This window comes from Mariprofundus sp. EBB-1, from assembly GCF_003665155.1.
GTDB lineage: Bacteria > Pseudomonadota > Zetaproteobacteria > Mariprofundales > Mariprofundaceae > Mariprofundus.
The window spans coordinates 35427-57941 of the sequence record NZ_RCFQ01000018.1 but is presented as its reverse complement, the minus strand read 5'-3'; the positions used below and the strand labels follow the sequence as shown (position 1 = coordinate 57941).

Here is a 22515-nt window from a genome sequence, read left to right as displayed (position 1 = left end):
TTGCCTGGCATCCATTGATGCTGAATAGGACGAATTGAGCCTTGAAGCAACATCAATGCTGCAAAATGTGGGCGTGCGCCTCACGCGCATCAAGTTCGCGCGTTCCATTTCCAGTACGAACAAAATACTGAGCAAAGTGCCCTTTTTTCACATACACAGGTATTTTAGAAGCATCAATGGAGATTCTGCAAATTTCTTTAGCTTCTATCGTTTGAAATGTACAGTGCACTAGAGCACAACAGTCGCGCCCCAGCGACACTTCGATGAGATCCATAATAAGTCGCTCAAAGCCATCTCTGTTTTTATGTTTAATAGTATTAAAATCATTTTCTAAACCAACGATATCACCACTATCAGCCACGCCAAGAATCAGTGTGCCACCTTTGTGATTCATAAACCCTGCAATCGATTTTGTGATAATGGGTTCTAAATCCTTGTTAATGCAATCGCGCCGAATATCCCATCGCACAGAAGATTTAAATTCCAAAAATTCACTTTCTCCAGAAGAAATAAGACTTGGAGTATCAGTCGACAGCATCTGCTCCATGAGCTGAATTTGACGACTTTGATTAAGGATTTTTTGATTATAGTAGGTAAAAATCATGCTGATACCTATGCCTATCGTTGCAAAAATAAAATTGATTAACCACTGATCATAAGAAAGAGATTGTTGAAATTGGTTTAATAAAAAACTCTGTAAGTTGCTCGCATCGCCAGTCAAACTTTCTTTAATTTCAAGCCAATAGATAACTTTTGTTATGGGGTGAAGGATGATCACACCAAACATTGACCCAATAAATATATGAGCAAAGATCATACGAAACCGACTATGGTACCATTGAATACGACGTTGACTCATTAATTTGAACTCACATTTAAAATATTTAGGTAAGCCATGCCAGCGAATGGAATGGATTACCGGTTTAAGCTCCTTGATCGGGACAGCTAGGAGTCTATCGGACTTATGAGCAAGCTACTCGGAAGCTTCTCCTGCGTTGCTCTACCTCCTGCATCCATGCAGCCGTGTGCCGTGGGCATAGCGACCAAAAGCACCCCGGTTTATCGTCACATAGTTACTACTATGCTCCTTAAACCATCGCGCAGCGGGAGCACCGCTGCTTGCTCCTGCTCGCTACAATCACCCTAAGTCCGATAGATTCCTAGTCAATATGGAAAAATGATTCGATATCATCAACCAGATCAAGCTCTATATTGGATAGTGAGACAAGTTTACCGGCATCAGATTCTTCCAGCAATAATTGAATTGTGGGATCAATTTTTTTAACCAGCTCAACACCACCTTTTTTACTATTGAGCAGTAGCTTGATGCTTTCCCATGTTGTATTAAGCTCTGCTTTTCTGACTTTTATTAACGCCTCATGGTGGGCTGACGCTGAAGGGAATTTATTCAGCAATAGCAATTCACGCCCCAGATAATCCATCCAGGCAATGTCCTTCTGATATCCATGCTCAAAGTCTGTAGCTACAATCAACTGTCCTGAAAATTGGTTGATTGCATTGGCAAGGGCTGGAAAATCGTCCATCTCTGCCATTTCGAGCGAGATCAGATCAAACCATGAGTTTTGCAGTGCGACCTGCCTGTCCTGTGCATTATCTTTGGCAGGGGTATTGTTTAGCTGCTGCATTGAAACGCTGAGATCATGATACAATGCATTCAATTTACTCATGTCTTTATGATCAATGGCATCCAGCATGTCTTCTGCCGGAGATTCCATCTGCATTAGAACACCTTTAACTTGCGACGTCGCCATAGGCATCGTATATACTGAGACAATGGAAACTCCAGCAATAAGAATGGTCGTAATAGCAATTTTTGCACCCGTTTTTATCATTTTATTCTCCTTTTTTTGAAACTTATTATTTCTAATGAAGCGCTTATTTTGTCATCTCATTTTCTTCTTTTATAAAGCCCTTTCTTTTTGATAGGTCGCTTATTTCTGGCGGGCTATAGAAAGGAGATATTCGTTGCAGGATCGGCTCACCACCTCGCGCATGCGCCAAGGTCATACATACATGCCCAATCACATATACCCACAGAAGGTTGGATAGCAGTGAATGCACTTGCATTAAAAAATCCGTATCTTCCGGAATAACAGCCAAGCTTGTGTCAGGCAGTCCGACCCAAATAGCCATACCTGTTCCTGCCATTGAAACCATCACCAGCAATCCCAGCATTTCAACAATCTTTGCCAGGCTGTTGTCCGGTGATGGCAGTTTGGCCTTGCCGATGAGCCCGGCTGGAAGCGTTCTGATTAGTGCAAAAGCTTCTTTCCACTGCTTACAACTCACTAGCACAGACAAACCTGGGTTATACTCAGACCGAACTAGGAGAGACCAGATAAAATGGCTGGCGACGATTGCAGCAATTAGCAACCCTCCCAGTTCGTGCGCCTCCATCATGGTATGACCAAAAACACCACCTTTTTCGTCAGGAGGCAATAAAACCAGACTGGTTACCAATTGATATACTGCCCCTAAAGCAACCCCGGCATGAAGCCAACGCAACAGTAGTGAATGGTCAGCCATACTTGTGTTTTGGTTTAATCCCAAAACTGCCACCATGCTTCTTCCTCTTTCTGTTCGGCGGCCAGTAGTTTTCCATTGCCAGCGTCTATTTTTAACTCCATCGGGGATCCTTTTTCAGGTATTACTTCTACCTCCCAAACAAGATAATCCTCTGCTTCTTCTAACTCGGATTTAATGATCTTCCCTTGCAGGGTTTGGTGGGCAATGGCGATGGCACGTTCGATGCCAACAGTAGCTAATTGGGATAATTGTGTTTTAGGAGTGTCTTCATCCACTGCAATCGATCCGTTCTCTACATCTTCAGGAATACCTTTAAGGCTATCAGTAAGTTTGCTTTCTATTTCATTCAAATTACCTGCATCATGTGCTATCGCAGAGATTGGCGAGGCTGCGATTAATCCTGAAATTACACATATCATCAGTGTTTTGTTTTTCATTTTCCCTCCAGATATTGAGATTATAATTGTTTGCGAAACTCTTTCTGCTGTAATAGTTCTTTTTTCAGGCCGTCTTCAACCGGATTTTTCCCCAACCAAATAGCAAGTAAGGCTTGCTGGAATTCCGAGCCATGAATAACACCTTGTACGTGTTCGTCAAAACGTATTCGAGTATCCCCATCTGAGAGGAAATCAAAAAAAAACACATCACCTTTGTTTACATCGCCAAACAGATCACTGAACTGTTCCAACCTGCCTTTTAACCGAATCATCATGGCTGCTGATTGATTGCGTTCAAAGCCTTTACGCCACCCTTTGGCCAACATGTCATGACCCGCGCCGCCATGTAAAAAATCAATCCGCAGTTGCGCTGGTCGACCCGCTTGAATAATCGATGCCGCATCATGGGATGGACTATTGAGGTAGAGTGATATCAGGTAGATATCCAACAGAAACACTGAACGTACGCCTGTACCGTTCAATATCAGTGTTTGTCCATCAACGACAGACTTGCCCGGAATTGTCATGCCCCCCATCTGCACACCGGTCCATACAGTAGTTGGCATACTTAATAATAGAATGGCCGTTATATGTATAGGATCAACCCAAAAACCGAAATAATTTTTTTATTCAACTTGTTTAATCTCATCAATTAATTGCAATAATTTTTTGGCTGTTTTCATGGTTACTTTGGAATCATGTTCACCTTGAAGAAGAGTAATAAGGTTATTCCCATGGATGGCTAATGTTTTATTCCGAAAATCTTTTTTACTGAGTTCTATTCTCAACCTGAACCATGTATCTATAAGATCAATACGTCGAGCATCCAATAATTGCCTATTCATACTGTCTCCCTCGATATTTAACAACAGTAATTCCCGGCAAAGATACCCCATCCATGCGGTATCTCTTTGAAACAAGGTGGGATAGTTTAATGATCGGATCATCGAAGCACTTAATTGATTAGCAGCTATTGCTACCCCAATGCGTGACCCTTGATTCATATCAACCGCAATAACACGCAACCATGAATATGCTAAGAGTAGTTCCCGTGATTTACGTTCATCAAAAGCATCTCCACTAAATATACGATGCAGCTGATCTAAATTTTGTTGGATATTTTCGTACAGTTTTTTGGAGTCCACTGTGTCTTTCGCGAGAATAGAATCAACCAGATTTTCTGAGTAATATTCTATATTTGAAAGCTTTTCTGTGACCTCTTGAGCATTTCCGTTTGCATATGCAGTTGAAAAAGAAAAAAGAAACACCCAACTGAACATCAGTAAAACATAACACCGCTGAACCATCATCAGCACCTCCTTCAGAGTGGGGCTACCCTATCAAAGTTACATTACCGTAAGCTACCCCCCAACATGACCATTTGGTCATGTTGGGTCAGACTGAGAAACTGACCGTAATGGTTGTTCCTTGTCCGGGGTGACTGTCGATATGAATATCGCCGCCGTGTGCTCTGGCAATGCTTTGCGCATAACTTAACCCCAGGCCGTTGCCGGGCGTGCTGCGGCTGTTATCTGCACGGTAAAATCGCTCGAAAATATGCGGCAGTGCTTCAGCCGAGACGCCTATACCCGTATCCGAAACAGTGAGTGTAATGGTGTCTTTGACCCGTTGAACGGCGCAGCGGATACGCCCTCCGGCAGGTGTGAATTTAATGGCATTATCCAACAGGTTGGCAATCAACCGCTGCAGGCGGGCAGCATCGCCCGTCAATACCATCGGCGCATCTTCAGTTTTCAGCACCATCGTAATTCCTGCATCTTCGCTAACGGGCAAAAACAGTTCATGTGCTTCGCGCAATAAACCTGCAATATCCACCCAAGCTGTCTCCATCTGCATTACACCGGAATCAGTCTGAGCGATCTCCAGCATCGTATTGATCATGGCGGATAAACGATCACTTTCCTCTACAATCGCAGCCAGTGACTCCTCTGTTGCCGCCGCTTCTTGCCCCTGTTTCATCAGGCTGCTTTCAGCCAGACCGCGAATACGCGCCACCGGAGTACGCAGATCATGGGCAATATGGTCACTGACATCCCGCATTTCACCCAACAGCCCCTGAATGCGATCCAGCATCGTATTAAACACACCGGCCAGTTCGACCAACTCCCGCCCATGCCCATCCAGTACCAGTCTGCGATCCAGATCACCCTCACCGATTTCCTTGGCGGTACGACGCACCTGATCCACACCGGCCAGCACATGCCGCACCTGCCACCAGCCAGTCAGCACACCGACGATCACCACCAGAATAAGCGACCAGCCAAACAGGCGGATAATCTGTGCTAACTGCGTATGATAACCCTGCAAGGACATACCTACCTGAATCCAGCCGCCACCCTCAATGCGGACAGTCAGAATGCGGGCGCTATCCCCACCGGCATTGACTACGACATCGAACCACTGCCGCGCACCTCCATTCATGTCCGGATCAGGCAACGGCGCCAGCCATGTTTCAGGCCGACTGATCACTGCTACATCTCCTTCTTTATTAATATAACGAGCGAAGAACTGGCCACTGTCGTGAGATAAGGACTCACTGGCCACCTCTTCCCGCAAGGAACTCACACCACCACTTCGATACAGATCAGAAAACTCCACAGCAGTATCTTCCAGGTCGGCACTCAGAGAGGCCAGCAATTGACTCGCTGCCGTCTGATAGGCAATAGCAAAAATGACCAGTGCCATGCCGGAAAAAATCAGTGTATGCCACAGAGTCGAGCGAAATCGCAGGGTCTGGAACATCAGGATTGATCTTCCAACATGTAACCGATGCCACGAACCGTATGAATCAATGGCTGTGTGAAGGGACGATCCACCTTCTCTCGCAATCTGGAAATACGCGCTTCCACCACATTGGTCTGCGGATCAAAATTATAATCCCAGACATGCTCCATAATCATTGTTTTGGAAACCACTCGGCCCGCATTACGCATCAGATATTCGAGCAGAGCGAACTCCTTAGGCTGCAAATCCAACACCTGTTCACCGCGCCATGCCTTACGCCGTTGCAGATCCAGTTGCAGAGACCCCTGTGCCAACTGCGTCGGTTCGCTCATACCTGTAGCACGCCGGTAGAGTGCTTGGACACGCGCCAATAACTCTGAAAATGCAAACGGCTTGACAAGATAATCATCGCCGCCTGCCTGCAAACCTTTAACACGGTCATCCACTGAATTGCGCGCGCTAAGCACCAGAATCGGCGTTGTAATACCTCTAGCTCTCACTTCATGGATCAATGATAGTCCATCCCGGACCGGTAACATCAAATCAAACACATAGACATCGTAAGGAGCGGCCAATGCCTGACATAGCCCGTCCTCACCATCACCTGCATGATCTACGCTTACACCTGCCTGCTTTAGTCCCTGAACAATAAATTCCGCTTGTCTGTCATCATCTTCCACCAATAAGATACGCATGTCTCAATAGTGCGCGCAGAGCTTATTCAATACAAATGGTTGCATAGCATCGATCTTTTTTCATTTTTTATGACGTAGATCACATTATGAATAAAAATTCCCACTAGATTCAGCCCATCTGAAACTACTTGGCTGCAAATGCTAAAGTAAATACGCTATCTTCCGATAGATTGTATTACAGAATTGGCCCGGCTGGATATGTTATCTCCCCCCCCCTCCCCTGATGCATATCCTCCGGGCCTAAATCTGTCTTTTGTCATTAAATATTCTGCCTGAACGCACTGCTCTGTTTTTCTTTCTTAAGCATCCATGTGCTCCGTGTTACATTGCGGCCATGACAAAAAAGTCGGTTGAACAAACCCACACACCCATGATGAAACAGTACCTGAAGATCAAATCCGAATATTCGGATTGTCTGCTGTTTTATCGCATGGGTGATTTTTACGAAATGTTTTTCGAGGATGCTGTAGAAGCATCAAAAATTCTGGATATCACACTGACCAAACGCGGCAAAGCCAATGGTGATGATATTCCCATGGCCGGTGTCCCCTGGCATCAGGCGGAGAACTATCTGGCACGTTTGGTTGCTGCTGGAAAACGTGTTGCCGTATGTGAGCAGATGGAAGCCCCGGACGGTTCCAAAGGACCGGTACGGCGTGATGTTGTGCGGGTAGTCACTGCCGGTACGATTACTGAATCAGAACTACTCGATCAAGCCAGCTCAGCTTCTCTGGTAGCCTGCTATAAAAAGAATGAACGCTGGGGTCTGGCTTCAATAGATCTATCGTGCGGCCACTGGCATCTGCTTGAAGGCAGTGGTGATGTCGCACTGGAAGAGCAACTTACCGTACTAAATCCCGCCGAGTTACTGTTGATGCATAACGAAGACTCCCCCATCCAGGCTACCCAGACATGCCCCGGTGACTGGAGCTTTTCTGCCAGCGTAGCCCGTGAGCAGTTAGAACAGCATTTCGGTGTCTCAGATTGGCAATCATTGAATCTGGATGATCATCAACAAGCCGCCGCCGCCGTTGGCGCAGTGCTGGTCTATCTGGGCCAGACGCAGAAATGCGCCTTAGAACATCTCTCTCTACCCGTATTCATTGAACAGGCCGATGGTATGCGCATTGATATGCGTTCACGCCGCAATCTGGAACTGTACAGTTCACTCAGTGGAGATCCGAAAGCAGGCATGATTGCCGTGTTAGATGAAACATCGACCCCCATGGGGGCGCGTCTGTTGCGCAACTGGATTGATCGACCACTTACCGATCTGGATGCACTGCGTGAACGCCAGAGTGCAGTAAAAAGTTTAATGGACGATAGTGAAACACTGGATGCACTACGTCAGCATTTGAATGGCGTGCGTGATATGGAGCGCATGCTTACCCGTATTGTGCTGGGGCGGGCGATCCCACGCGATTATCGTGGATTAGCTGATGCCCTGTTGGCTCTGCCAGAATTATCACACACACTTGGTGATCGCAGTGGTTTGTTTGCCAGCATCACGGCTTCACTGCATGGACTTGAAGCATTAGCCGATACATTATGCAAAGCTATTGTTGATATCACACCGCAAAATTTTCGTGATGGCGGTATGATTCGCCAGGGTTTCGATGCCGAACTGGATCGTTTGCGCGGCTTAGCCAACGATGCCAATGCCTGGTTACGTGATTATGAAACCCGTGAACGCGAGCGTACAGGCCTGCCAAACCTGCGGGTGAAATATAATAAGGTTTTCGGCTATTTTATTGAAATTTCCAAAGCTCAGGCCAAAGATGCTCCGGTAGAATATGTCCGCAAACAGACACTGGTAAATGCAGAACGCTTTATTACAGATGAGTTACACAGTTTTGAATCCGAGATTCTTGGCGCCCAAGATGCAGCCATGCAAACCGAAGCTGGGCTGATTGAAGCACTCCGCTTGCAATTATGTCAGCAGGCCACAGCGATTCAAATGGCCGCCCGTGCAGTAGCAACACTGGATGTACTGGCCTGTTTTGCACATCTGGCCCGCACTTATCATTATATACAACCTGAAATGCATACTGGCCGCGCCTTAAAACTGGTAGCAGGCCGTCACCCGGTTGTAGAACGGCATCTAAGCAGTGATGAACCGTTTGTCGCGAATGATACGCACATGGACTTAAAGTCACGTCGATTCATGCTGCTCACAGGTCCGAACATGGGTGGTAAATCCACCTATATGCGCCAGGTAGCATGGATCGTATGGCTCGCACACACAGGCTGTTTTGTACCTGCTGAAGAGGCGCGCATCCCATTAACCAAACGCATCTTTACCCGTGTTGGTGCCGGTGATGAGCTGGCCAGTGGTCGCTCCACCTTCATGGTCGAAATGATGGAAACAGCCACTATTCTCAACCAACTAGAACCACGTTCACTGGTCATTATTGATGAAATCGGACGTGGTACCAGCACTTGGGATGGTCTGGCTATTGCCTGGTCTGTAGCTGAATCATTGATCAAATCCGATGATGTACTGACGTTGTTCGCCACCCACTATCATGAACTGACTGAACTGCCCGATGAGTACAAACCAGCCTTTAATGCTTCTGTAACGGTGCGCGAATGGAATGGAACCGTGATATTTATGCATCAGGTCATCGAGGATGCAGCTGATCAATCCTATGGTATTGCGGTAGCGCAACTGGCTGGCCTGCCAAGAGAAGTTATCAAACGCGCCCGTGAACATCTATTTCGTCTGGAACATGGTTCAGAGCTAGCTGCTGAATCAGGAAAGTCACAACTTGGTCTGTTCGCTGTGGCAGAAAAGCGACAGCAGGAAGCGGAATTGCAGAGTTTACGTGCTTTGCGTGATAAACTGGCTGGCGTTGACGTGGAACATATGCGGCCACTGGATGCTTTAATGCTGCTCGATAGTTTAAAAAATGAGGTTACTGGGAAATGAGAAACTTAACATGGATTATATTGGCCACAGCTCTTCTGGCAAGCTGCACATGGGTGAAAACTACACCTGAAGCTGTACAGGTGCGTATTCTTTACCACAATCAAATTGAGCAATGTACACGCATCGGCCAAACAACGGTATCTGTGTTGGACAGCATCGCGTTTATCCCCCGCTCTGAGCAACAAGTCAGTGAAGAGCTGGAAACACTGGCACGCAACTCAGCGGCCGAAATTCATGGTGATAGCGCTGTCGCCATCAGCAAAGTGATTGATGGAGAGCAGGTTTTTAATATCTACCGATGTAAGGAGAAATAATGGCCGCAAACGCCCCTGTTGCTCTTCCGGAAAAAGAACAGATACAAGCACTCTATGAGGCTGTAGGCGATGCCTTTGATGCCGGCGCTAATGGGGCTGCTTTAAGCCAGCAGATGTGTGCAGGAGTAGATGCCTTATTGATTGAGTTATGGCAAAAACAGGCTCCGATGGCCTCGGCTTGCGTTGATCTGGTAGCTGTAGGCGGGTACGGCCGTGGTGAATTGGCGCCACATTCTGATTGGGACTTATGGTTCCTGGTACCTGAGTCACTCTCATCCGAAGTAGAAGAGGAGATGCAATCCTTTTTACGTGCTTTATGGGACATGGGAGCACATATTGGCTATGCGGTGCGTAACATCAAAGAGACCATGCAACATCTCAATGAGGACTGGGCTTCGGCAACAGCGGCGCTGGAGTCCCGTCTGTTAATGGGCTCCGGTTATTATTACAATGCATTGAATGACAATCTGAAAACCTTTTTCAAAAAAAACCGTAAGGCCTTTATTGATGCCAAACTTATTGAGCTGGAAGCGCGTTATGATCGCACGGGCCGCTCTGCTTTTATGATGGAACCGGACATCAAAGAGGCCCGTGGTGGTTTGCGTGATGTACAGACGGTATTCTGGCTCGCCAAGGCATGGTACGGCCGCGATAATGTTCATGATCTGGTACAACATGGCGCAATTTCCGAGTTAGAACGGGATCAATTATTAGAAGCTCAGGAATTTCTCTGGCGCTGCCGTGCTGCTCTGCATCTGGAAGTCAAACGTGCTTCAGATCGTTTGGGTTTCGAACAGCAAATCATATTGGCCGAACGCATGCATTATGAATCTGTAATTAAACATCTACCTGGTGTAGATGCATTTATGAAAGAATATTTCCGCCATGTCGGACGCATATCTCGCATCACCGGCATGATGCGTCTGCATTTTCAAGAGCTGCTCAACCCTCAATATTTTACATTCAAACGTGATATTGGAGATGGGTTTACACTAGAAGGTAACAGGGTTGGCATTCGTGATGCGGATGTATTCAAAGAAGACCCACTACGCTTGTTGAGAGTATTTCTTATCTCTCAGGAGGATCGTAGGCTTCTGTCCAGCCAAGTCTTGCGTCAAATTCGCGCAGATGTAGGACTAATCGATAATAAATTTCGTGACAACCCTGAAGCACACGCTCTGTTTTTGCAGATTCTGAGACATAAACGCAATGTGCACTGGACCTTACGCGGCATGAATATTACAGGGGTTCTAGGCCGTTTTATCCCGGAATTCCGCGATGTTGTTGGTCTTGGCCAGTTCAACCGTTACCACGCGTGTACCGTGGATGAGCACACCTTGCGTGCGCTTGGCGAAGCGCGTAATTTCTGGCATCGCAATCGCGATGCCCGCCTACCGTTAGCACATGATATTTGCCTGAAAATCAAGCGCCCTGAACTGCTTTATATAGCACTTATTTTTCATGATATCGCCAAAGGCATGGAAGGCGACCACTCGCAAAACGGAGCTATCATTGCGCGTCGTTTTTGCCAGCGCATTGGATTAAATCGTGATGCTACGGATCTGGTAAGCTGGCTTGTAGAAGAGCATCTGTTAATGGCCGTGAAAAGTCAGCGGTTTGATCTCTCCGATCCGGATGTGATCAATGCTTTTGCACAGCGTGTTGGTGATTCGGAACGGCTTGATTATTTGCTACTGTTAAGTGTTGCCGACATTGCAGCTGTTGGCCCGAATGTCTGGAACGATTGGAAAGGTTCGCTACTTCAAGAACTTTATCATGCTACCTCTGACTGTCTGCTCGGTGAAGATGCCGGTGGTGAAGCCGCCAAAGAACGCTACCGCACCCGCATTGAAACCGTACTTGAGCAAGATAAAAATGACACACATAGATCAAGGCTGCAAGCAGCTATGGCACTGATTCCGAAATCGTGTGTCATGCATTTTCCACCCGGTCAGTTAACTGAAATTGCATCCCTGCTGATTAAAAATAGTGGTAGCGCTATACATCTGTGGGTGGATAAAAAACGCGCGGAAACGCTGGCCATTGTAGTAGCTAAACCTCGTACTGGCCTGTTTGCAACACTTGCAGCCACGCTCACTTCAGGGCCAGCCAATATTATTTCGGCTCAGGCTTATAAACTTGCCGATGAACGCATTTTGGATGTCTTTCATTTGCAAGGTAATGAAGGAGCCCCTTTTAACATTGATTCTGATCTACAGCGCTTGCAATCACGGGTCTCCAAAGTGCTCGATCAGGATCAACTCGACAAACTCGATATCCATAAAAAGTTCAAAGTGAATGTGCTTATGAAACGTGTTCCTGTTCGTGTACGGGAACTGCCCAAAGCATCATATAGAGAAACAGCAATCGAAGTTTCAGCTGCAGATCAGCCAAGATTATTAGCTAGATTGGCGGATGCCATCAGCCGCGAAGGATACAGCCTGCATGGTGCATCTGTATCTACCTTTGGTGAGCGCGCAGTGGATGTTTTTTTCCTTGAGAGTAAGCAATCTGAACCACTATCGACGGATGATATAACAGCTTTATGCGAAAAACTTGCTCGCGTTGCAACATTACCTAAAAAATAGTCTCGTTGAGTATGTATCATGAAACATAGGTAAAGGTAAGCTGATATGAATCTACTTGAACGTATAACGGCAGCACGAAGAGTTAAAAAGAATGGCTTCATACTTGCTCTTGGTGGCGGTGGCGGCAGAGGACTTGCACACTTGGGTGTACTTGATGTGTTGGAAGCGCATCATCTTAAACCCGATGCTATTATCGGCAGCAGTATCGGAGCTCTGTTTGGTTCGATGTATGCAGTCAATCCCGATGCCAAAGCTGTCATTGCACGCGCGCAAACCATTTTAGCATCGGAACATTTTACCAATCTGTCTCTGCCAGCAGTGGATGAACCGGACAGAAATGATAAGAACTGGTTCACCAAGCTATCCACAGCAGCCCGTCAAACCGTTTTATTAGCCCGTGCCTCAACCGGACTTTCTATTGCAGATACCACTGCTCTCATCGATATCGCCCATGAATTTTGTGGAGAAAGCTGTTTTAACGACACTGACATTCCCATGTATATCACCGCCGTAGAGTTCCCCAATGGTGAATGCCATTTGTTTTCTGCTAATTCTGATATTAAACTGCCCTGCGCGATTGCTGCCAGTATGGCCATCCCCGGTGTATTTGACCCGGTAGGCATCAACAATAAAAAATACGTTGATGGTGGTTTGGGTTCAGATATTCCAGCTCAGGAGGCGCGAATGCTTGCAGCCCCTGATCAACTGGTATTAGCCGTGAATGTAGGGGCAAGGCCAGTTAAAGATATCGAACCGGGCAATGTATATGAGATGCTGGATTGGGCGACACAAATCAAGTCCTTGTATTTACGCAAATACAATAAAGACTTTGCAGATGTGTTGATTGAACCTCTGGTTGGATTTACACAATGGAATGATTTTTCTCATCCCGAGCAGGAAATCGAGATGGGACGTCAGGCTGCACTTGAAAAAATGCCTGAGCTAATGGACAAACTGGGGATTGGATAGGATTGTAGTGAATTGGAAGTCACTACGTTTTGACATGGATGTTATAGGGGACTTCAATGAGGCATATAGATCGGGCTGTAATTCTGGCCGCAGGATTAGGAACGCGTTTAAAATGGATGACGGATCACAAACCCAAGGCGTTGATGCAAATAGCTGGTGAACCGGCTATTGCTCATGTCATTCGCTCACTAGCATCTCAGGGTATTCATGAGATTGCCGTTAACGCACACCACCAGGCCGAACAGTTGGCAGACTATCTTGGTAATGGTTCACAATTTGGTTGCAATATATCTATCAGTTACGAAGAAGAGTTGCTCAATTCTGGTGGCGGTGTCAAAAAAGCACTCTCACTCCTGCCCGGTAATGGCGCTGTACTGGTTTACAATTCCGACGTGTTAGCCAATATTGATGTACAACGTCTGGCACACATGCTGCCCGAAAAAGGCGCATCTATTGCACTAGTGAATAACCCACGCCATAACCCGCTGGGTGATTTTGTCCTGCATAATGAGCTGGTGACAATGAATGGTTATGATCGCTATACTTTTTCAGGTGTATCTGTGTGGGATGATGCAGTATTTCAACATTATAAAGACCACGAACCTTTTTCGCTGGCTCGCACCCTCAGAGAGTGCATGGCCAAAAACCGCTGTTCAGGGTTCTTACATCACGGCTACTGGTATGATATTGGTCGCCCGGTGGATTTAATGCGGGCAAACAAGGAAATCAACTAGCATGCATGCACTAAAAAGAACTTCGTTTTGACTGGCGTTTCGATTGTTTAGAATCTGGATAGATGCTGATGCCTGCCCTAATGTCATCAAAGAGATTCTGTTTCGCGCCGCAGACCGCGTTCAACTGCCTTTAACGCTGGTCGCCAATAGTAAAATTCAACACCCCAGATCTGAATATATCAATGCGATTAAAGTGGCCGCCGGTGCAGATGTAGCAGATGCCTACATTATTGATCATGCCGAACCGGGTGATCTGGCAATTACGGCTGATATTCCGTTAGCAGCCGGGCTGATTGAAAAAGGTGGTTTTGCGCTGAATCCAAGGGGTGAAATGTACACATCAGAAAATATACGCAGCGCCTTAAGTATGCGTAATTTCATGGATGACCTGCGAGGGAATGGAGTAATCACCGGAGGTCCTGCTGCATTTAGTCAAACAGACCGCCAAAACTTCGCCAATCAACTGGATCGTTTCCTGACCCGTCATATCATGAGAAACAAATAATGAACAAGGTATGAGGTAGCCATATGATTCTGCACCCGCAACTGGAAAAAGACTGTGTTACTGTCGGTCGCTTCCCTCTCAGCCTGTTACTGCTGATCAATGATTCCAATTACCCATGGTTTATTCTCGTTCCACAACGTGAGCACATCCGTGAAATTCATCAATTGAGCGAAATAGACCAGCAACAATTGATGCATGAATCAAGCGTACTGGCTGAATGTATCGAACAGGCATTCAACGCCGATAAAATCAATATTGCGGCTCTAGGTAATATGGTGCCACAACTACATGTGCATCATATTGTCCGTTACACCACAGATAAATCCTGGCCAGCCCCAGTCTGGGGAAATGTACCTGCTAGCCCCTATAGTGCTGATGATAGCAACAATTTATGTATAAAAATGCGTTTACTGCTTAAAGAGAAACAACTGCAATGAATTCAAATCACAGCCCCACGGTACTACTGGTAGATGATGATGAGATGCTACGCGAAATTGGCACATTGATTCTTGAAGAGATCGATATCAACGTGATCACTGCTATCAATGGTATAGATGCGATAGAACTCTTTCAACAACATCAGGATCACATTGATATGGTTTTATTGGATTTAACCATGCCCAAAATGGGTGGGATCGAGTGTCTCAAGCGACTGCGTGCTCTTGCTCCTGAACTGGAGGTGTTGATCTGTTCCGGATATACAGAGGCCGAAGTCAAAGCCTTATTCTATAACGATAGCAGACTCAGTTTTATCCAAAAGCCTTATCAACTAAATGCGATGGAAGATAAAGTAAGACATATTTTAACCGGGCAACAGTCCTAGCCATAGCAGTCAATTAGTTTTATATCGACCATAGCTACAATCAAAAGGGGATTTTGATGACATTATCTTTTCATCCACCACAACGCACCTTAATGGGCCCCGGCCCATCGGATGTAAACCCGCGCATTTTAGAAGCTATGGCCAGGCCAACGATTGGCCACCTGGACCCCATGTTTGTCGCAATGATGGATGAAATAAAAATACTGCTTCATAGTGCCTTTCAGACCAAAAACGAGCTGACCATTCCTGTTTCCGCACCGGGTTCTGCCGGCATGGAGACTTGCTTTGTCAACTTGCTTGAAATCGGTGACACCGTAATCATCTGTCAAAATGGTGTGTTTGGTGGCCGTATGAAAGAGAATGCGGAGCGTTGCGGTGCCAAAGCTGTGATGGTGCAGGATACTTGGGGAACAGCGTGTGACCCTCAAAAACTCGAAGATGCATTAAGACAACACCCTGAAGCAAAAGTAGTAGCGTTTGTGCATGCCGAAACCTCAACAGGCGTTTCTTCCGATGTAAAAACGCTGGTAAAGCTTGCCCATCAATACGATTGTCTGGCTATTGTGGATGCAGTGACCTCGCTTGGTGGCACAGAGCTGCGGGTAGATGATTGGGAGATTGATGCCGTCTATGCCGGCACACAAAAATGCCTATCCTGCACACCGGGTTTGTCTCCTATCTCACTCAGTGCACGCGCTATCGATGTCATCACAAACCGTAAGTCCCCTGTTCAAAGCTGGTTTCTTGATCTGAATCTGGTCATGGGTTACTGGGGATCAAGCGGGGGGTCTGGCAGTAAACGCGCCTACCACCATACCGCACCAGTGAATGCCCTTTACGCTCTGCATGAATCACTACTCATGCTTAAAGAGGAAGGGCTGGAACAGGCATGGGCTCGTCATGCTCTGCATCATCACGCCTTAAAAGCAGGCATTGAAGCGATGGGACTATCCTTTGTGGTTGCAGAGAATGAGCGCTTACCTCAGCTTAATGCTATACATATCCCGGCAGGCATAGATGATGCTGCTCTGCGCACTACCTTACTCAATGATTACAATCTTGAGATTGGTGCAGGCTTGGGCCCGATGGCTGGCAACGTGTGGCGCATCGGCTTGATGGGTTATGCAGCACGCAAAGACAATGTACTGCTCTGTCTCTCAGCACTCGATGATGTGCTTAGCCGTATGCACGCCCCCATCAATCACGGTGTAGCCATTGCAGCAGCTACGGCCTTCTATGCACAGTAACGGCATTTATCACCCTTTTAAGCGGCAATACTTACCATGAAAACATGTGTCAATTTGCAACATTAGTCATAAAAAAAACACCTCTGAAATACTATTTACCCATATTTTCCAATAATCCCCTTCATTTAAAAGTGAGTCATTAAGTCACATAACGTGACTGGTTTCATTGATGCTTAATACTTACAAGGCTATCGTTCTGAAGATATAAGCAATACCAAAAACAACGGAGGTCAAACATGCCATATAAATCAACAACATTGACCACCTCCGTATTGAAAGCCATGCAGATATGTTTCTGTCTGATGCTGCTTCAGTTTACGCCAGCGCTGACTGCCTCTGCAGCCAGTGAAAGCGCAGTTGTTAGCGGAGATTTTGTTTATGTTCAGGAAGGTGATGGCAGCCTTCTGCAATATCATGTCAATATAGTTGATTATCATGGCACCGAAGCCTGGCAAATTTCATGGCAATGTGACCAATTGACCGCCACCCATTATTTACGCACCAGCGATGGCAAACCGCTGTATATAAAACGTATTAACCACGCTTTAAAACGTACCGTAGAAATCACTTACAGTCAGAATGCCGACACCCCTACGATCTATCGCAAAATAAGTGCTAATGAAACGATTGAACGCAAGATCTGGGATACCGATTTGCAAGATCTGGGCGCACTGCCACAAATTCTTATTCGTCTTGTACAGTCTCAACCCGGCTCAGATAACAATATCGAAAACATTGAATTTTCTGCCATCAATTATGATGATGGCAAAGTATATAAACTGCTCGCCGAACAGATGGGGTTCCGCCGCGTTTCAACAACCGGTAATGAGAGCATTCGCTGTGCGATTTACGATGTGAAACTCAATTCATGGTTATCCTCTTTTGTAACAAAAACACGTTTACTTATCCCGTTACAAAAAGGCAGCAGCAACTTTGTCACCTATAACGGTCCCGGCTTGGATAGCGTTGCCGATGCATGGTCACTTCGACTGGTTGGCAAAGGTCAAGCGTTGGCCATGTTGAAAAAACAAAGCAAAACACAGTAACCCCCCCCCCTTTCCAATACGTTTCGCAAACAGTTTCACACGCAGTCGATGATCTAAGCATCGATGCATGCAATAAATTTATTAGTGAGTTTTTATGAAAAAAATAATGTTGTTCATCCTGCTATTTTCTTTGAATGGATGCATAGGAACTATTGTCGGTACAGCTGTAGATGTCACAGCAGAAGTTGTCAAAGCTCCATTCAAAATTGGCGGTGCAGTAATTGATGCGGTATCGGATGATGACGATGAAATAAGCAGTGAAGAGACAAAAGATTAAACAGAATAGCATCATCCCTGTTTCATATTCACGATGTGAATCAATTCACCCTTGATCCTACCGAGGGTGCTTACTATAGAGAACAAGCACCCTCGGATCATGCATCATAAGCGGATACTATTGCCGAAACGTTGCATGGCATTGTACACAAGCATTCATAGTTCTATGCAAAGCTTTGAGTGAAAGACGCATATCGCCGGTTTTCAGTGTGTCCCCTAATACATCGGCACTTTGATGAAAAGCCAAACCCATTTTCGTAAAATCTTCATTGCCCATCATATTGCACATCTTTCTCATTTCCGGCGTTAATCCCAGTTGATTATGCGCAACCGCTGATGCCTCATCAAATTTATTCTCTGCCAACATGCCGATAATACTTTGCACCGCAACAACATGAGACCGCATATTCGCCAGTTGATGCTGTTTCATTTGTGGTGTTAACTGAAGTGAAATTCTCCCATCAACATTTGTATCCTGCATCATCTGATGATGTGACATATTGCCCATTGTTGCATCATGCTCTTTGGCATAAATCGTAACCGACACCCCCACAGCGCATAACACCCCAAATACAATCATACTTGTTTTCATCTCAATCTCCGATTTCATTAATGATCTCTGGTTCTATTTGCACAGAACGGAGAAATTATATGGCAAGGTGAATAATCGATATATGATTCAAATCATATCCACTGTATTATAATAGCTTCAAGTAACCATCCCCGCGTTGCAGCACCCCGGCCTGTTCCAGCTTTTTCAGTTCACGGTAAAATGTCTCATGTGTCATGCCAATTTTATAAGCGACATCTTTCAGAGGCATTGATAAACAGAGCTCATTATCTTCATTCATCTCGTTGCTGACAAACGTTACAATACGCTCTTTTGCAGAACGAATATTCTTTATTTCATTGACTGTACGTAAGTCCCGCACCTGTTGTGCAAACATTCTTAACAGTCCTTTCATCGCGGCAGGCTTTTGCTCCAAATAGCTCAGCAGGTCGGACTTTTTATAACGCATGATTTCAGATGCTGAAACAGCGATAGCAGAACAGTGAAACGCATTTGAAAACAGTGACGCCTCTGCAAATGTTTCCCCAGCCAGCGCGACATGGATAAGTGCCTGGCCACCCTCGACGGTATGCCTTATCAGCTTTATTTTTCCCGTTTTCAAAAAACAGAAATACTCAACCTGATCACCCTGTAGAAATAGATGCTCTCCTTTCATCAAGGATAACCCGGAAGGCTTCAAATCAGTTAAAAATTGGTCTAATAGATGTTTATTCATTGCTTACTTAAAGTGTAACGCCGCAATGGCAGGAAGCAATATCATTGGCTAATGCTATGAACCATTCATCTCAAAAACCACTTATATGCTTGTGTTTCCATAGCTCTTTTTTCATTCTGTTTATATTTCTTCACATCAGCTTGTAATAACTTATATACGCTACAGACTAATCGCGGTGAGCCACCTGACCCCTGATAATTCTATCATGAAATCATCGCCTAGCCTTGCAGTAAGAACACTCTTTTTTACTGCCATCGCATTAATTGCGTTTGCTGCAAATTCTGTCCTGTGTCGTTTAGCACTCGGGGATGGGTTGATTGACGCTTCCGGCTTCACAATCATACGCCTGCTGTCCGGAGCCATTGTCCTGTTGATTATTTTACAATTCAGCAGCGTTAAAAACAGCGTTTCAAGTAAAGGTAGTTGGTCGGCCAGTGCATTACTGTTTATATACGCGGCAGCATTTTCATTTGCTTATGTGTCACTCGATACAGCCACCGGTGCACTTGTGCTATTTGGTGCAGTACAGCTAACCATGATACTACTCTCAATGATGGCAGGAAATCGCCTGCACCCCTCTGAATGGATAGGTGCATCTATCGCATTTATCGGTTTTGTGTTTCTGATATTACCGGACATCACCACCCCCTCGGTGACGGGTTTCATGCTGATGCTTATCGCCGGCATCGCCTGGGGTATATACAGCATTAAAGGGCGTGCATCACTCAACCCATTGATGGATACAGCCTATAATTTTTTTCGAAGTATGCCGCTGATTATTATTCTGGCTGTTGTTACGCTGCAAGAGATTCAGCTCTCCACAGAAGGAATATTATTGGCCGTACTCTCAGGAGGTATCGCTTCAGGCATTGGTTATACCATCTGGTATTTAGCCCTAGCAGGCCTCTCTTCCACTCAAGCCGCAGTTGTACAGTTGCTGGTTCCAATCATTGCAGCAATCGGTGGTGTGATCTTTGTATTCGAACCGATCACCTCCCGTTTGCTGATGTCAGGGATCATGATACTTGGTGGTATTTTTATTGTGGTGATCGGCAACTACTATTTCGCTCGCCACGCAACACAATCGTCAGAGTGACCGATAACCTTCATCCAAAAAAATGAGCGTAGCAGGGAGCTGAAAAGTATTTTTTAGGATAATGGTAGAATTCAGAGATCAGTTGACGCTATTACATGATCAAATTGACTGCTCAAGAATGAACTGCTCTTTCGCTGCTTTTGATAGCTTCTTTATCTGTACTTCTTTTTTTAATGCTTCGGAGTGCGAGCCGACCTGCATCTGAAACTGCAATGCCAATGGCCCTTTTCCACGTAAAAATTTCGCACCTTTGCCTGCTTCATGGGCTGCGAAACGGCGTGCTACATCGGTGGTGATACCGGTATAAAGTTGCCCGCTATGGCAGCGAACCATGTACAAAAACCAGGTTTTGGTTTCATTGATTTTCTCTGCTTCTGATTCAGTTGGCATCGGCTTCTTCCAGCTCTTCACTGGCCAGCATCCAGCTCTCTTCCACCTCACCAAGACGCTGATGCACATCACGGTGTTGAAGGCTCAACGTTTTAAGCGCTTCTGAGGATGCATCTTCATACAGTGCAGGGTCAGCCAGTGCGGCATCCAGTTCGGATTGTTTCAAATGCAACTGCTCCAGCTCAGCTTCCAGCTTCTTCACTTTGTTTCTCAGTGGTTGCAGGGCTTTACGCTTGTCTGCTTTCAGACGACGCTCATCTTTTTTCGATGGTTTGGAGTCTGTTTTCTTTTCATCTTTCTCTTCATTGGCATCACGTTGTTGCAATAACCATGTAGAATAATCGTCCAAATCGCCATTAAACTCATCTACTGAGCCATTGGATACCAGCATCAAAGAATCACACACCGTACGCAGCAGATGCCTATCATGCGAAACCAACACCATCGCCCCTTCAAAGCTCTGCAGCGCGACAGAGAGCGCATGCCGCATCTCCAGATCAAGATGGTTGGTCGGCTCATCCAGCAGCAACAAATTCGGTTGCTGATAAACAAGCAGAGCCAGTACCAGACGGGCTTTTTCACCACCAGAAAATGGTGCCACCGGTGCCAGCGCCATATCACCCTGAAAATCAAAACCACCGAGAAACTGGCGTGCCTCCTTCTCTGAAATATCTTCATTAAGCATTTTAAGATGTTGAACAGGCGATAGCTCCCCATGCAATTGCTCCAGCTGATGCTGAGCAAAATAACCGATGGAGAGCTCCTTGGCAGCCACCCTATCACCCTTCTGAGGTATCAATGTATCCGCCATCACTTTGATCAGGGTCGATTTTCCTTCGCCGTTCGGGCCCAACAGACCAATGCGATCACCCGGCAACAAACTGAACGAGAGATCATGCAAGATCGTCACATCCCCATAGCCTGCCGATGCTTTGTTGATTCTTAATAACGGATTGGGAATTTCACCGGGATGTTTGAAACTGAATGAAAATGGTGAATCCACATGCGCTGGCGCAATCAGCTGCATGCGTTCCAGCGCTTTGATGCGACTCTGAGCCTGAGTGGCCTTGGTAGCCTTAGCCTTGAATCGGGTCACGAAGCTCATCATATGATCTCTCTGCTTTTGCTGCTTTTCGTGCGATGCCTGTTGCAGGGCCAGCTTTTCAGCGCGGATACGTTCAAAATCGCTGTAATTGCCGGTATAAACCGTGAGCTTTTCCTGCTCGATATGGGCAATGCGGTTCATGCATTTATCCAAAAAATCACGATCATGAGAGATCAACAGCAGTGCACCGCGATATTGCAGCAACCACTTCTCCAACCAGACTACAGCCTCAAGATCAAGATGGTTGGTTGGCTCATCCAACAACAGTAGATCGGAGCGACACATCAGAGCATGCGCAAGATTCAATCGCATACGCCAGCCTCCGGAAAAACTGGAAACTGGATTTTCTTCCGAACCAATGGCAAAACCCAGACCATGCATCAACCGCGCTGCCCGCGCCCGCGCTGCATAACCATCTATTGCAGCAAAACGTTCATGCAATTCAGCCACACGCACACCATTACCATCCGTTTCGGCCTGATCGATCTGCTCTTGCAGTAAGGTAAGTTCAGCATCGCCCTGCATAATATAGCTGATCGCAGCGGTCGCTAAAGCCGGTGTCTCCTGCGCCACATGCGCGATAGTGATACCCTTGTCGTGATGAAAACTACCGGCATCCTCCTCAATACCGCCTTGCACCAAGGCAAACAGCGATGATTTACCGCAGCCGTTTGCACCGGTTAAACCAACCCGGTGGCCAGCATGAATTGTCATGGTTGCATCACTGAACAATAGCTTATTACCACGGCGCAGGGATATACGGTCAAAATAGAGCATGCGCCA

The 22515-nt window shown here is 46.1% G+C and carries 24 protein-coding genes; 12 read left to right on the top strand and 12 right to left on the bottom strand.

The window, feature by feature from the left end; genetic code table 11:
• Window positions 1-52: 52 nt before the first annotated feature.
• The 8 genes from D8Y20_RS08735 to D8Y20_RS08700 all read right to left on the bottom strand — a co-directional run bounded on the left by D8Y20_RS08735 (window position 53) and on the right by D8Y20_RS08700 (window position 6424).
• Window positions 53-859 carry a helix-turn-helix domain-containing protein gene (locus D8Y20_RS08735; protein ID WP_121542805.1) on the bottom strand — a complete coding sequence of 269 codons (807 nt, stop codon included), beginning with the start codon at window positions 857-859 and terminating at the stop codon, window positions 53-55.
• Window positions 860-1160: 301 nt separating this feature from the next.
• Entirely contained in the window at window positions 1161-1853 is a 693-nt protein-coding gene (locus D8Y20_RS08730) for a hypothetical protein (RefSeq protein WP_121542803.1), read from the bottom strand.
• 43 nt (window positions 1854-1896) lie between these two features.
• Entirely contained in the window at window positions 1897-2583 is a 687-nt protein-coding gene (locus D8Y20_RS08725; protein ID WP_121542801.1) for a cytochrome b/b6 domain-containing protein, read from the bottom strand.
• The gene (locus tag D8Y20_RS08720; RefSeq protein WP_121542799.1) at window positions 2562-2984 is read right to left on the bottom strand and encodes a PepSY domain-containing protein; all 423 of its coding nucleotides are present in this window, start codon (window positions 2982-2984) and stop codon (window positions 2562-2564) included. Before D8Y20_RS08720 ends, D8Y20_RS08725 begins: the two co-directional genes overlap by 22 nt.
• Window positions 2985-3004: 20 nt before the next feature.
• Window positions 3005-3550, bottom strand: a complete 546-nt coding sequence (locus D8Y20_RS08715) for a chalcone isomerase family protein (protein WP_121542797.1) — start codon at window positions 3548-3550, stop codon at window positions 3005-3007.
• Window positions 3551-3610: 60 nt separating this feature from the next.
• Complete coding sequence (locus D8Y20_RS08710; RefSeq protein WP_121542795.1) at window positions 3611-4294, bottom strand: hypothetical protein; 684 nt, start codon at window positions 4292-4294, stop codon at window positions 3611-3613.
• Window positions 4295-4379: 85 nt separating this feature from the next.
• Window positions 4380-5690, bottom strand: coding sequence for a cell wall metabolism sensor histidine kinase WalK (locus D8Y20_RS08705; protein ID WP_236075361.1), 1311 nt, complete (start codon window positions 5688-5690; stop codon window positions 4380-4382).
• 56 nt (window positions 5691-5746) lie between these two features.
• Entirely contained in the window at window positions 5747-6424 is a 678-nt protein-coding gene (locus D8Y20_RS08700) for a response regulator transcription factor (RefSeq protein WP_121542791.1), read from the bottom strand.
• Between the two features lie 334 nt (window positions 6425-6758).
• Between D8Y20_RS08700 and mutS the strand changes: the two genes are divergently transcribed.
• From mutS to D8Y20_RS08645, 11 genes are all read left to right on the top strand, one after another.
• Window positions 6759-9353, top strand: a complete 2595-nt coding sequence (gene mutS, locus D8Y20_RS08695) for a DNA mismatch repair protein MutS (RefSeq protein WP_236075360.1) — start codon at window positions 6759-6761, stop codon at window positions 9351-9353.
• Window positions 9350-9667 carry a DUF4156 domain-containing protein gene (locus tag D8Y20_RS08690; protein WP_121542789.1) on the top strand — a complete coding sequence of 106 codons (318 nt, stop codon included), beginning with the start codon at window positions 9350-9352 and terminating at the stop codon, window positions 9665-9667. Before mutS ends, D8Y20_RS08690 begins: the two co-directional genes overlap by 4 nt.
• Window positions 9667-12255, top strand: coding sequence for a [protein-PII] uridylyltransferase (gene glnD / locus D8Y20_RS08685; RefSeq protein WP_121542787.1), 2589 nt, complete (start codon window positions 9667-9669; stop codon window positions 12253-12255). The genes D8Y20_RS08690 and glnD overlap by 1 nt, the downstream gene beginning before the upstream one ends.
• A 45-nt stretch (window positions 12256-12300) precedes the next feature.
• Window positions 12301-13224, top strand: a complete 924-nt coding sequence (locus tag D8Y20_RS08680) for a patatin-like phospholipase family protein (protein WP_121542785.1) — start codon at window positions 12301-12303, stop codon at window positions 13222-13224.
• 56 nt (window positions 13225-13280) lie between these two features.
• The gene (locus tag D8Y20_RS08675) at window positions 13281-13958 is read left to right on the top strand and encodes a nucleotidyltransferase family protein (RefSeq protein ID WP_121542783.1); all 678 of its coding nucleotides are present in this window, start codon (window positions 13281-13283) and stop codon (window positions 13956-13958) included.
• Window positions 13959-14001: 43 nt separating this feature from the next.
• The gene (locus D8Y20_RS08670) at window positions 14002-14463 is read left to right on the top strand and encodes a YaiI/YqxD family protein (protein WP_201265593.1); all 462 of its coding nucleotides are present in this window, start codon (window positions 14002-14004) and stop codon (window positions 14461-14463) included.
• Window positions 14464-14486: 23 nt separating this feature from the next.
• Window positions 14487-14900: an HIT domain-containing protein gene (locus D8Y20_RS08665; RefSeq protein ID WP_121542779.1), complete on the top strand. Its 414-nt coding sequence runs from the start codon at window positions 14487-14489 to the stop codon at window positions 14898-14900.
• On the top strand, window positions 14897-15286 hold the full coding sequence (locus tag D8Y20_RS08660) for a response regulator (protein WP_121542777.1): 390 nt from the start codon (window positions 14897-14899) through the stop codon (window positions 15284-15286). Before D8Y20_RS08665 ends, D8Y20_RS08660 begins: the two co-directional genes overlap by 4 nt.
• Before the next feature lie 56 nt (window positions 15287-15342).
• Complete coding sequence (locus D8Y20_RS08655; protein WP_121542775.1) at window positions 15343-16533, top strand: alanine--glyoxylate aminotransferase family protein; 1191 nt, start codon at window positions 15343-15345, stop codon at window positions 16531-16533.
• Between the two features lie 236 nt (window positions 16534-16769).
• Window positions 16770-17579 (top strand): hypothetical protein, encoded by an 810-nt coding sequence (locus D8Y20_RS08650; RefSeq protein ID WP_121542773.1) that lies wholly within the window; start codon window positions 16770-16772, stop codon window positions 17577-17579.
• Window positions 17580-17673: 94 nt separating this feature from the next.
• Window positions 17674-17856, top strand: coding sequence for an NF038104 family lipoprotein (locus D8Y20_RS08645; protein WP_121542771.1), 183 nt, complete (start codon window positions 17674-17676; stop codon window positions 17854-17856).
• Window positions 17857-17973: 117 nt separating this feature from the next.
• On the opposite strand, the gene D8Y20_RS08640 is transcribed toward D8Y20_RS08645, so the two are convergent.
• Window positions 17974-18447 (bottom strand): cytochrome C, encoded by a 474-nt coding sequence (locus D8Y20_RS08640; RefSeq protein WP_121542769.1) that lies wholly within the window; start codon window positions 18445-18447, stop codon window positions 17974-17976.
• 106 nt (window positions 18448-18553) lie between these two features.
• Window positions 18554-19141 (bottom strand): Crp/Fnr family transcriptional regulator, encoded by a 588-nt coding sequence (locus tag D8Y20_RS08635; RefSeq protein ID WP_121542767.1) that lies wholly within the window; start codon window positions 19139-19141, stop codon window positions 18554-18556.
• 205 nt (window positions 19142-19346) lie between these two features.
• On the opposite strand from D8Y20_RS08635, the gene D8Y20_RS08630 reads away from it, so the two are divergent.
• Window positions 19347-20237 (top strand): DMT family transporter, encoded by an 891-nt coding sequence (locus tag D8Y20_RS08630; protein WP_201265592.1) that lies wholly within the window; start codon window positions 19347-19349, stop codon window positions 20235-20237.
• Between the two features lie 99 nt (window positions 20238-20336).
• Here D8Y20_RS08630 and D8Y20_RS08625 read toward each other — a convergent pair whose 3' ends face one another.
• Together D8Y20_RS08625 and D8Y20_RS08620 are read right to left on the bottom strand one after the other, a co-directional pair.
• Window positions 20337-20627, bottom strand: a complete 291-nt coding sequence (locus D8Y20_RS08625; RefSeq protein ID WP_121542765.1) for a GIY-YIG nuclease family protein — start codon at window positions 20625-20627, stop codon at window positions 20337-20339.
• Window positions 20617-22509, bottom strand: a complete 1893-nt coding sequence (locus tag D8Y20_RS08620) for an ATP-binding cassette domain-containing protein (protein WP_121542809.1) — start codon at window positions 22507-22509, stop codon at window positions 20617-20619. The genes D8Y20_RS08625 and D8Y20_RS08620 overlap by 11 nt, the downstream gene beginning before the upstream one ends.
• Between the last annotated feature and the right edge of the window lie 6 nt (window positions 22510-22515).